The sequence below is a fragment of the Zarconia navalis LEGE 11467 genome, from assembly GCF_015207075.1.
Taxonomy (GTDB): Bacteria; Cyanobacteriota; Cyanobacteriia; order Cyanobacteriales; family Geitlerinemataceae; genus Zarconia; species Zarconia navalis.
On the sequence record NZ_JADEXN010000121.1, the window covers coordinates 1 to 10,957 of the forward strand.

Here is a 10,957-nt window from a genome sequence, read left to right on the forward strand (position 1 = left end):
ACCCCGAATCGAAGAACTACTCGAAGCCCGTAAGCCGAAAGAAGCCTGTATCCTGGCAAAAGGACCGGGCATGGCTCAGGTTGTATACGAAGAAGACGATACGAGCGAGATTCGAGTGGTGGATGCCGACGGGACGATCGCCGAATACCGACCCGGTCCGGGACAAAACGTTCTCGTTCTAGACGGTCAGGAGGTCGAAACCGCAGAGCGACTCACCGACGGCCCGGCCAACCCCCACGAAATTCTCGAAGTCTGGTTCGAGCATCTCCAGCCCGAAGGTGGGTATCATGCGGCTCTAGTCGCATTCCAAAAGGTTCAGACCTTCCTGGTTAACGAAGTCCAGTCCGTCTATCAATCCCAGGGCATCGACATCAGCGACAAACACATCGAAGTCATCGTCCGACAGATGACCAATAAAGTCCGCATTGAAGATGGAGGAGATACCACCATGCTTCCGGGCGAGCTGATCGAACTGCGGCAGGTGGAACAGGTCAACGAAGCCATGTCGATTACCGGCGGTGCCCCCGCTCAGTACACCCCCGTCTTACTCGGGATTACGAAAGCCTCTCTCAACACCGATAGCTTCATTAGTGCGGCCAGTTTCCAAGAAACCACCCGCGTCCTCACCGAAGCCGCCATCGAAGGGAAGTCCGATTGGCTGCGGGGCCTGAAGGAAAATGTGATTATCGGTCGCTTGATTCCGGCGGGGACGGGATTTAATGCTTACGAAGACCTCAATTACATTTCCAGTCCCAGCCCCGACTTTAGCTCGGGTTTCGGAATTGGCGATGAAGAGGAAGAACTCACCGATATGGTGCTCGACGATCGCACCGCCCGGACGTATAACGTTAGCAATATACCGATGTCTTCTCCCAATGGAAATGATTCGATCGCAGACGGCGACGATATGTCGTCTCCCTCGATTCTAGAGGAAGAAGAGTAGTCCCCACGGCCCGGTCGAGAGATCGGGCCATTCCCTTTGACCATTTGAGATCGAATCCGTGATTTTAAACTTTCGATGGTTTCTCAGCGTTCGACCGATCGCCTTAGTCGTAGCGGCTTTAGCAATCTGGAGTTGCTCGCCCAATCCACCGATTCAGGGTCAAACCCCGGAAACTTCACCGACCGATGTGGCTCCTCAAGTGGAACGAGAGCCATTCGATTTAGCTGTCGAGCGCGCTCTAGAAGCTTGGACTCTAACTCAAAATGCTCGATCGCCCGAAGATTGGGACCTCGTCGCTCGCACTTGGATCGATGCTGTCGCTCTGATGCAAGCGGTTCCCCCCGGCGATCCCAAACGAGCTTTCGCCCAAAAAAAAGTCATCGAGTACCTGCGCAATGCAGCCTATGCCATTTCTCAGGCATCCACGGCGGATTTAGGATTTTCCTACCCCACGTTCAATAGCCCCCTACTCGACGAAAAACTTGTTTTATATCGCTCGTACGTACGAGCGATAGGACCGGCTGATATTTTGATTCTGGGCAGTTCGAGAGCTGCCCAGGGGATAGACCCACAAATGCTCCAATACGTACTGGGAACGCAGGGTTATAACGGTCTCAAAGTGTTTAACTTCGGCATCCACGGGGCAACCGCTCAAGTCGTCGATTTGATGGTGCGGGATTTAATTCCCCCAGAAGAATTACCCAAACTGATTTTGTGGGTCGATGGCGTCCGCGCGCTCAATAGCGGTCGCGAAGATCGCACCTATGGCGAGATCGTTTCCTCCCAAGGCTATCGGTCTGGGGGAAATGCCAAACAGATCGATTCTGGCTCCACCGTACTCGCAAGCGCTAAAATCACCTCGGCGAATGCCACTCTCGAACCTGCCTTAACTGCGGATCTGCTTCAAGATGCCATCGATGCTGCCGAGAGTTCTGTCGATGCTAATGGATTTGTGGCGGTTGAAGAGCGATTCGATCCCAATACTTACTACCAAATTTATCCTTACGTGCCGGGGGAGTACGATCGCGACTACGAAGCATTCGACCTGGGAGGCGTTCAGGCAGCAGCAATGGATTCTCTCCTCAGCTATACCCGCGCTCGGCAAATTCCGGTGGTATTCGTTAACTTACCCCTCACCCCCGATTACCTCGATTCGGTGCGATTTCAATACGAGAGCGAGTTTCGCCGCCATATGCAGCAGCTTGCATCCACAAAGGGCTTTTTCTGGCGAGATCTCTCAGGAAAAGGACTCGATCGCTACGATTATTTTCAAGATCCAAGCCATTTAAATGCCTTGGGAGCCGCAGCCGTGGCGCGTCAAATTGCCAGCGATTCGACGATTCCTTGGCCGCGTCCTTAAGCTATTCGTGGAAAATATAAGGTCTTTAATATTGCTCGAACCTCCGCAAAAAACACGCAACAGCGTCGAAATCACCCCAGAACCTGTGGTGAATGTCATTGGAGTTCTAGGGAGCTTTCCATTTTCCTCTGCCTCAAAAAGCTGACCTCATCCTCCTAAAAACGAGATTCGATCGTACGAAGTCAACTCTTTAAAATTGAATAGCTGGCTCGATTGCAAAATGGCTGGGAATCGCGAGATTGTGACTTTATATGCATCGCGATCGTATCGATGGCAAGCTTCCAAAACAGTTCGATTGATTTTCGATTTCCCAGTAAACTGGAAATGACTTTAATTTGCAGTCATCCCCCTCCATTCCCGACGACTCTCCCGTCTCATCTATCTCCTTTATTAAGACGGCTTCACGATTTATTAGATAACTTAATGAAAAAAGCAAGAAGTAAATGATAATATTTGACAAAGACAAGTATTAACGAATTATATATTAGACAGTTGTCTGCTGTATCCGAGTTAGGGAGTAGAAAGCATCATGGAAAGTCATTCAAATAATGTAGAAGTCAAGCCCGAAACACGCAACCATCAAGGTTTTTTTATTCGGGAAGGTTCTTATACGTTAATGGGAGTTGATGAATCGGGTTGGGCTTTAATCTGTGTTGATGACGTGAGCTGTCACTACGTCGACCCAGATAACTTAGAGCAAGTAGAAGAAGGTTAGGTAAAGTTATTATTCTTCTAAATTTATTGGAACTGAATAAGTTCAAATCAAATGACTGTCCGCTAACAGGACGGTCATTTTTATGGCGTGCCGAGGCGATTTAACAACTTTAATCAACCACAAAGACAGGGAAAAACGGGAGACGTTTTGAGACGATCGTCCGAACTCGATCTAACAACATCCCTGATTCTCTTTCGCGGCTCGATTCGACTCCAACTCGATCGCATTCTCCCAGCCATCGGACTTATCCGGGCGATCGCAAACTCAGCAATGCTTTTGCCCGCTCTTGCAACGACAGTCCGTATTCCAAACCTTCAACCACCGCTTGATAAGAGGCATCGATAATATTCGTTGAGACCCCAACGGTACGCCAACGTTGGTGGCCGTTGGTCGATTCGACTAAAACTCGCGTTTTCGCCGCCGTTCCCGCATTGCTATCGAGGATGCGGACTTTGTAATCGGCGAGGTTAAATTGGGCAATTTCGGGATAAAAGTTCACCAAGGCCTTGCGCAATGCTGCATCTAGAGCCGAAACCGGGCCGTTACCCTCAGCAGCTTCGAGGATTTCTCGACCGTTGACCGTTAGCTTAACCGTTGCCAAAGCATGGCTGAGAGTGCGCTCTTGGTGGCAGTGGATTTGAAAGCCATCGATGTCGAAAAACCCAGAACGCTCCCCCAAAGCCTCCCGCATCAACAACTCGAAACTCGCCTCGGCTGCTTCAAACTGATAGCCTTGACTTTCTAACTCTTTCAACCGGGTGAGAATATCGCGGCAGAGGGGATTTTGCTTCTCCAAGTCAATACCGAAACTGCGGGCCTTTACCAGAAGATTGCTCAACCCCGCTTGTTCGGAAATGACGATTCGGCGTTGGTTGCCGACGCTTTCGGGTGGTAGGTGTTCGTAAGTTTTTGGGTTGCGTTGTACCGCACTGACGTGAATTCCCCCCTTATGAGCGAATGCCGATCGCCCCACAAAAGGCGCGCGATCGTCCGGGGCAAGATTCGCCACCTCGCTGATAAAGCGGCTTACTTCCGTTAGTCGAGCCATTTGAGCATCTTCAATGCAGCGATAGCCCAATTTGAGCTGAAGGTTGGCAATCAACGAGCAAAGGTTGGCGTTGCCGCAGCGTTCGCCGTAGCCGTTCATCGTCCCCTGTACCATCTGGGTTCCTTCCATCACCGCCGCGATCGCATTAGCAACGGCCGTATCGGAATCGTTGTGGGTGTGAATGCCCAATTTTATCGGTTCATCCGTTGTCGACTTCAGGGCAGCACGAGTTTCGCGGATGATGCGAGCGATATCGTGGGGTAACATTCCTCCGTTCGTGTCGCACAGGGTTATCCACTCGGCACCGGCCGCGATCGCTACTTTTAGAGTCGAGAGGGCATATTCGGGATTATTGCGGTAGCCGTCGAACCAATGTTCGGCATCGTAAATGACCTGGCGACCCCGATCTCGGAAAAATTCGATCGTATCTCGAATCATCGCCAAATTTTCATCGAGAGTCGTTTTTAGCCCTTCAGTGACGTGGAGGTCCCAAGACTTACCAAAAATGGTCACCCAGTGGGTTCGGGCTGCTAAAATCGGTTGCAGCATGGGTTCCTCCGCTGCCAGCCGACCGGGACGGCGAGTGGAACAAAAAGCGACAACCTCAGCTTGAGTGAGGGGTTCTTCTTGCAATTGCCAAAAAAACTGTACGTCCTTCGGATTGGCTCCCGGCCAGCCCCCTTCAATCAACGGAATTCCCAATCGATCTAATTGGCGAGCGATTTGTAACTTATCTTCGACCGAAAATGAGAGTCCCTCACTTTGGGCACCATCTCGTAAGGTCGTATCGTAAATGCAGAGTCGATTCATGTTTCCAATCCGCTAAAGACTCCCGTTTTCAGCGCGAGCCACCATCGGGAGGGGAACAGGGGCAAAAATTTAGGTCGAACGGCGCCAACCCTCAAAAATCCTGACTCCATCGGGCTAAATATTGTCGGGTTTCAAAGTCGGTTTTTACCCGAAACTTCGCCAAATTTAGGACTCTGGCGTCTGGAAAGACAAAAGAGCGCGCACCCGCCGCAAGTCAGAGGTCTTCGATCGATATTACGAGGCTAACATTCCCAAAATGGGTGAGATCGGCGCAGGTTCACCTGAAAACTGGGGGTACTGAATTGAACGAGCGCCGAACCCACCCTCCGGGGAAATTAAGATTTCCTTTATAAACGAGAGTCGAGCGAGCCTAGAGTCTGAAGCGACCCTAAAAATAGTAGCGAATGCTAGTGACCATATCGCTGACGATCGCGTTAGGCCCTGCCACTGCGAAAAAGACCAAAGAGCGATCGTTGAGGCAACGAATACTAGCCATGTAGTTGCCGCTCGTAGCAAATACCGACTCTCCGCCAACTTCTTGGACGTTGTCCTCAAACCCAGTGCGGTACAGCACATCTCGCGCGCGTCCCAAACAGGTTTGTCGGTCGATTTGCTCTTCTCGCCACGCCGTTGCTATCGTCGTTCCCCAGGCATCTGCCATGGGGGCAACGGTCATCAGCGCTGCTACAGACAAGACGTTGAATAGTTTAGATTTTAGTACCATGAGTTAAGTCTCCCGATCGATACCGATCGAATCGAGTTTGTAGAATTTGAGTGGAAAACTGAGTAAGTGACCCGAGCGCGAAAATGCTCGCTTTGCAGAGGATAGCAGAAGGATTTGCGATCGTGCGAACCAATTGATGGCAAACTACTAGATAGAGGCGCGATCGCTCCCCAATTCCACGTTCGATTTCGATCGGCGAACCGTCCTGTGCAGCCCACAAACCGCGACCCACAAACCGCGATCCACAAACCATTGTCGCCCGCAGGCAATCTCCAAATCCATCAAAGCCATGCCATACGTGAGAGCCGAAGGTCAAAGAATTCTCTGCGATCGCGGAGCCAATCTCCGAAAAGTTTTACTCGCTGGGGGAGTCGATCTGTACAACGGCCAAGCGACGATCGTTAACTGTCGCGGGATCGGGAGCTGCGGAACCTGTGCGGTAAGAGTGGAAGGGGAGGTTTCCCCAGCCAACTGGCGCGATCGCACCCGACGATCCTTGCCCCCTCACGATGGCGATCGCGATTTGCGCTTAGCCTGTCAAACTCAGGTTTTAGGCGATGTTCGAGTGAGCAAGTTCGATAAATTTTGGGGACAGGGGGAGCAAACGGTGTGGACTCCAGATAGAACCCCAAGCAGACAAACCGCGTCCTCCGTTACCGATATCGAGGAGCCGAAAACTTAATCTCGGTTTTATTTGTATTCAAGTTTATTATCTTAAGTGGGTAGGTTGAAAGCGGCAGTGCTGGGTGTCGCTCGTCAGCACCCAAATCCAAAATTGTGACTCCGATGCCTGTTCCCCAGCTCTAAAAATATTAACGCTTGCATTTTCCCATCCACCCATGAGCAATACACCAACCCCTACTTCGAGAGCTACCTTAATCTCGGGTTTTCTCCTCGGCACGCTGGTGGGCTTAGTCCCCTGGGCGATCGCGCAGTTTATTCCCGACGACGACACTGCAGACAGCGAGACCTCAACGGAAGCTGCCAACAGCAATCAAGCCCTGCAACAAGGATTTTCCACTAGTCCGACCACGGGAACGCCGGTCTTTACGGGCCCTGGAAGCGTTCAAAGCCCCAATAGTGCAACCTCCCCCGGAACCACTCAAACAGGAAGCCCCCAAGCCCAAGCCCCCCGCCAGGTTTACCAACCCTCTGGAGGGGGAACCCAAACGCCGGGAACCCGTCCTCAGACTCAAGCCCCCCGTCAGACGAATCGAGTGACTCAACGACCGGTGAATAATACCAATCGCCCGAATTCCGGTAGTGGGGCCAGGAATACAGGTTCTAATAACCGACCGATCCGGGGCTTGTGGTAAATCGCGACGCCGCGCGACCGGGAACGGTGGTGGTGCGGGAAAATCGAGCCTCGGGATTCGATCCCATCCCTGGAGTTTAGAATTTTTGTCAGGGGTGAGACCTTAACGGGATCGAGTTTCTCGTCCCCCAGATTCTCAACCGCAAACATGACAGGTGGGGAACGAGTGAATCGCCCATCGTTCTTGCCCGTTCCCCATCCAACAGACAAAAATGACACAGGAAATTTTGATTATTGGCAGCGGCGCGATCGGGCTGTCGTTGGCCGTCGAGTTAAAACTACGGGGAGCTTCGGTGACGGTGAAAAGCCGAAACTTCCGAGAAGCGGCCGTTCACGCAGCCGCTGGGATGATCGCGCCCCAAGCCGAAGGAATTCCTTCGGGTCCCATGCTGGAATTGTGTTTGCGATCGCGCCAGATGTATCCCGAATGGACCCGCAAACTCGCAGAAATTTCCGGATTGGCGATCGAGTATTGGCCTTGTGGGATTTTAGCACCGGTTGTGGATGGGACAACACCGGACTTTGCCCGAGAACCCGCCCGAGAACCCGTCAAATCTCGCGTCGGTATTGCCCGTTCCGGTCTCCCCGCCTACTGGATGGATGGGGATGCCGTTCGCGAGTACCAACCGGGATTGGGGACAGAGGTGACGGGGGGCTGGTGGTTTCCCGAAGACGGTCAGGTGGATAACCAAATGCTAGCCCGATCTCTGTGGGTCGCGGCGCAGACATTAGGCGTTAACCTGCAAGAAGGCAGTGCAGTGGAATCGATCGAGCGGCAGGATGGCCAGGTCGTTGGGGTTCGTACCCGAGATGGGATCGATCGAGCCTATCGTTACGTTTTGGCGACGGGGGCGTGGTTTGAAGAGTTGTTGCCGGTTCCCGTGTCTCCCAAGAAAGGTCAGATGCTGTCAGTTCGGGTTCCCCAGGGTGAAAAATCTCCCCTGCAACGGGTGTTGTTCGGGCCGGGTATTTATATTGTCCCCCGTCGCAACGGGCAAATTATTATCGGGGCGACTAGCGAAGATGTGGGGTTTACTCCCGGCAATACGCCGTCGGGGATGAAAGGATTGCTCGATCGGGCGATCGGGATGTATCCAGCTTTAGAAAACTACCCCATTGAAGAGTTTTGGTGGGGCTTTCGTCCGGCAACTCCCGACGAACTCCCCATTTTAGGGGCAAGCGATTGGAGTAATTTGACTTTGGCAACGGGACATTATCGCAACGGCATTTTACTCGCCCCGATATCCGCGAAATTGCTCGCCGACTCGATTTTAGAGGGAAAAACAGACCCACTCCTCAAACAGTTTAGCGTCCGTCGATTCGATCGCCGGGTCGCTCAATCCAACACCATTGCCACTCCAACAAACCACTATCGTTCCATGTCTTCCAATTTGACTTCCCCCACGGCCAGTTCGATCGCGTTTGCCACACCCTCTGCGTTGGCAACCGCTCCAGAAAACCTGCTCGAAATCGCCGGACGGCAATTTCAATCTCGGCTGATGACAGGGAGTGGGAAATATACCGATTTCGATCGGATGCGCCAAAGTATCGCCGCCAGTGGCTGCCAAATCGTTACCGTGGCAGTGCGCCGCGTCCAAACCAACGCACCGGGACACGAAGGACTTGCCGAAGCGTTGGACTGGTCGAAACAATGGATGCTGCCTAATACCGCTGGGTGCAAAACTGCCGAAGAAGCAATTCGGGTGGCGCGGTTGGGTCGGGAAATGGCGAAATTGTTGGGTCAGGAAGACAATAATTTTGTCAAATTAGAAGTGATTCCCGACCCCCACTACCTATTGCCCGATCCCATCGGTACGTTAGAAGCTGCCGGACAGTTGGTGAAAGAAGGCTTTGCAGTATTGCCCTACATCAATGCCGATCCGATGCTGGCGCGACGGTTGGAGGATGTCGGCTGCGCTACAGTGATGCCGTTGGGCTCTCCGATCGGGTCGGGACAAGGGATACAAACGGCCGCCAATATCCGGATTATTATTGAAAGTGCCAAGGTTCCGGTGGTGGTGGATGCGGGCATCGGCACCCCCAGCGAAGCCGCCCAAGCCATGGAAATGGGGGCAGACGCGGTGTTGATTAATTCGGCCATCGCCCTGGCGCAAAATCCCCCGGTGATGGCAAAGGCGATGGGGATGGCGGTGGAGGCGGGACGGTTGGCCTATTTGGCGGGTCGGATTCCGGTGAAAGAACGGGCGAGTGCGAGTTCGCCGCAAACCGGGACGATCGCTTCGACCGTGAGTTAGTCGAGATCGGGGCACAGGCATTCGGCTCAAACATCCCAATTTAAATCAGTTCGCGATCGTGCTGGCGATGACTTAAAAATTATTGCCAATCAAAATCTTGTTGTAAGTACTTCCAGAGCTGTTGGTTGGGTTCTCGAAAATAGTCGGTTAAATCTTGTTTGACGGATTCGATCGCGCGGGGATAGCTGCCGGCGTTGTAGCTGAGATATGTGGGCAAATCGACGATCGGCAATTGTAAAAACGCCAAGACTCGCGCCAACGTTTCATCGGGACGATCGTGTAAATCTTCGGTTTTGAGAATCAAAAACTGCTCTGGGGGAAAATAGATTCGCCACCGTTGCAGTTGTTCGAGATAGCGTCCCCGCGACAAGTAGGTATAGTGCTGGTGATTGTAGCTGTAGTAGGTGGGATCGGTGCTGAGTTTTTCCACTTCTCCTTGCAGTCGTTCCGGTTCGCGGGCGATCGCCTCTTCGAGGGGAAGTTGCTCGAACCCCAGCTTGACTTCGTGATGGTACTGTGATAGGGCGCGATCGACGGGATTTCGCAGGAGAACGATTAATTTAATTTGGGGAAAGTGTTGGTAAACGCGGGCGGGAACTTGGGGGTGGAAAAGATAGTAGGGACTGGCTTCACCGGCGATCGCACCGGGCAATCCCGAGGGTGGAAAATGAGCGCCATACCAATCCAATCCCCGATCGTAATTGAGATCGAAAAAATGAACTTCTTTATGGGGAACGGTAATAATTTGCGGATGTTGGGCGAGATAGCAATACAAAGATGTCGTTCCGCATTTTTGCGCCCCAATAATTAAAAAGTCTGGCATGAGCAGTTCGGCATTTCAACGGCAATATCCAAAGCAAAAGGGTCTAGAACTTAAAATTCGGAATTCCGAACTCAGAATTCCGAATTCGGAATTCCCCTCGCCCGACGTAACGATCGAATGGTATCCATCGCCCCAACCGCCACTCGATCGATGTCCTCCGCCGTTGTGAAGCGCCCCAACCCAAATCGCAAGGAAGCGTATGCCAGGGGTTCCGGCAGTCCGAGAGAGGCCAGAACGTGGGACGGTTCGATTTTCGCCGAGGTGCAAGCCGAACCCGACGACAGGGCGACGATCGACTGCAATCCTAACAATAGCGCCTGACCGTCTACCCCTTCCACGCTGATATTCAAATTTCCCGGTAGTCGTTTCTCGGGATGTCCGTTGAGATAAACCCCGTCTAACTCCGATAGCTGTTGCCACAGCCGCTGTCGCAGTTTTGCTAACCGTTGTGCCTCTGTTTCCATCTCTTCTAAGCCCAATTCCACCGCCTTGGCAAAGCCGACAATTTGGGGTGGATAGAGGGTTCCCGATCGCATTCCCCGTTCGTGTCCGCCGCCGTGGAGTTGGGCGGCTAGCTTGACTCTTGGGTTGCGGCGACGCACGTACAGCACCCCGATTCCCTTGGGGCCATATACCTTATGGGCAGTCAGGGACATCAAATCGATGGACATTTCCCCGACGTTCAGGGGAATTTTGCCGATGGCTTGGGCGGCATCGGTATGGAAAAGAACCTGGCGATCGCGACACAGTTTCCCAATTTCGGCGATTGGCTGCAATACGCCAATTTCGTTGTTCGCCGCCATCACCGACACCAGAATCGTCTCGGGACGCATCGCCGCTTCGAGTTTGTCCAAATCCAGCAATCCGTCAGTACCCACCGGGAGAACCGTTATCTCAAACCCCAGAGACTTGAGGTACTGCAAGGGATCGAGCACCGCATTGTGTTCTGTGGCTAGGGTAATGA

Annotated in this window: 10 protein-coding genes and 2 pseudogenes; 7 read left to right on the top strand and 5 right to left on the bottom strand. The window is 52.6% G+C overall.

What is annotated here, in order from left to right; translation table 11 throughout:
- The 3 genes and pseudogenes from rpoC2 to IQ235_RS08530 all read left to right on the top strand — a co-directional run.
- Window positions 1-943 (top strand): annotated as a pseudogene (rpoC2, locus tag IQ235_RS08520) (DNA-directed RNA polymerase subunit beta'); the annotation flags it as partial.
- Between the two features lie 58 nt (window positions 944-1,001).
- Window positions 1,002-2,303 (top strand): SGNH/GDSL hydrolase family protein, encoded by a 1,302-nt coding sequence (locus IQ235_RS08525; protein WP_264321053.1) that lies wholly within the window; start codon window positions 1,002-1,004, stop codon window positions 2,301-2,303.
- Between the two features lie 529 nt (window positions 2,304-2,832).
- Complete coding sequence (locus IQ235_RS08530; protein WP_264321054.1) at window positions 2,833-3,018, top strand: hypothetical protein; 186 nt, start codon at window positions 2,833-2,835, stop codon at window positions 3,016-3,018.
- A 244-nt stretch (window positions 3,019-3,262) separates the two neighbouring features.
- Here the strand turns inward: IQ235_RS08530 and cimA are convergent, their stop codons facing one another.
- The 3 genes from cimA to IQ235_RS08545 all read right to left on the bottom strand — a co-directional run bounded on the left by cimA (window position 3,263) and on the right by IQ235_RS08545 (window position 5,891).
- The gene (gene cimA, locus IQ235_RS08535) at window positions 3,263-4,876 is read right to left on the bottom strand and encodes a citramalate synthase (RefSeq protein WP_264321055.1); all 1,614 of its coding nucleotides are present in this window, start codon (window positions 4,874-4,876) and stop codon (window positions 3,263-3,265) included.
- A 388-nt stretch (window positions 4,877-5,264) separates the two neighbouring features.
- On the bottom strand, window positions 5,265-5,600 hold the full coding sequence (locus tag IQ235_RS08540) for a hypothetical protein (RefSeq protein ID WP_264321056.1): 336 nt from the start codon (window positions 5,598-5,600) through the stop codon (window positions 5,265-5,267).
- 147 nt (window positions 5,601-5,747) lie between these two features.
- Window positions 5,748-5,891: a hypothetical protein gene (locus tag IQ235_RS08545; RefSeq protein WP_264321057.1), complete on the bottom strand. Its 144-nt coding sequence runs from the start codon at window positions 5,889-5,891 to the stop codon at window positions 5,748-5,750.
- Here IQ235_RS08545 and IQ235_RS08550 point away from each other — a divergent pair.
- From IQ235_RS08550 to IQ235_RS18915, 4 genes and pseudogenes are all read left to right on the top strand, one after another.
- Entirely contained in the window at window positions 5,890-6,282 is a 393-nt protein-coding gene (locus tag IQ235_RS08550; protein WP_264321058.1) for a 2Fe-2S iron-sulfur cluster-binding protein, read from the top strand. The genes IQ235_RS08545 and IQ235_RS08550 overlap by 2 nt on opposite strands.
- 157 nt (window positions 6,283-6,439) lie before the next feature.
- Entirely contained in the window at window positions 6,440-6,916 is a 477-nt protein-coding gene (locus tag IQ235_RS08555; protein ID WP_264321059.1) for a hypothetical protein, read from the top strand.
- 211 nt (window positions 6,917-7,127) lie between these two features.
- Window positions 7,128-8,183: pseudogene (thiO, locus tag IQ235_RS18910) on the top strand (glycine oxidase ThiO); the annotation flags it as partial.
- Window positions 8,184-8,354: 171 nt separating this feature from the next.
- Entirely contained in the window at window positions 8,355-9,170 is an 816-nt protein-coding gene (locus tag IQ235_RS18915) for a thiazole synthase (protein WP_264321062.1), read from the top strand.
- Between the two features lie 79 nt (window positions 9,171-9,249).
- Here IQ235_RS18915 and IQ235_RS08570 read toward each other — a convergent pair whose 3' ends face one another.
- Both IQ235_RS08570 and IQ235_RS08575 read right to left on the bottom strand, forming a co-directional pair.
- The gene (locus tag IQ235_RS08570; protein ID WP_264321060.1) at window positions 9,250-9,993 is read right to left on the bottom strand and encodes a sulfotransferase domain-containing protein; all 744 of its coding nucleotides are present in this window, start codon (window positions 9,991-9,993) and stop codon (window positions 9,250-9,252) included.
- Between the two features lie 71 nt (window positions 9,994-10,064).
- Window positions 10,065-10,957 (bottom strand): cysteine desulfurase family protein (locus IQ235_RS08575; protein ID WP_264321061.1); only part of this gene is annotated, 893 nt, incomplete at its 5' end.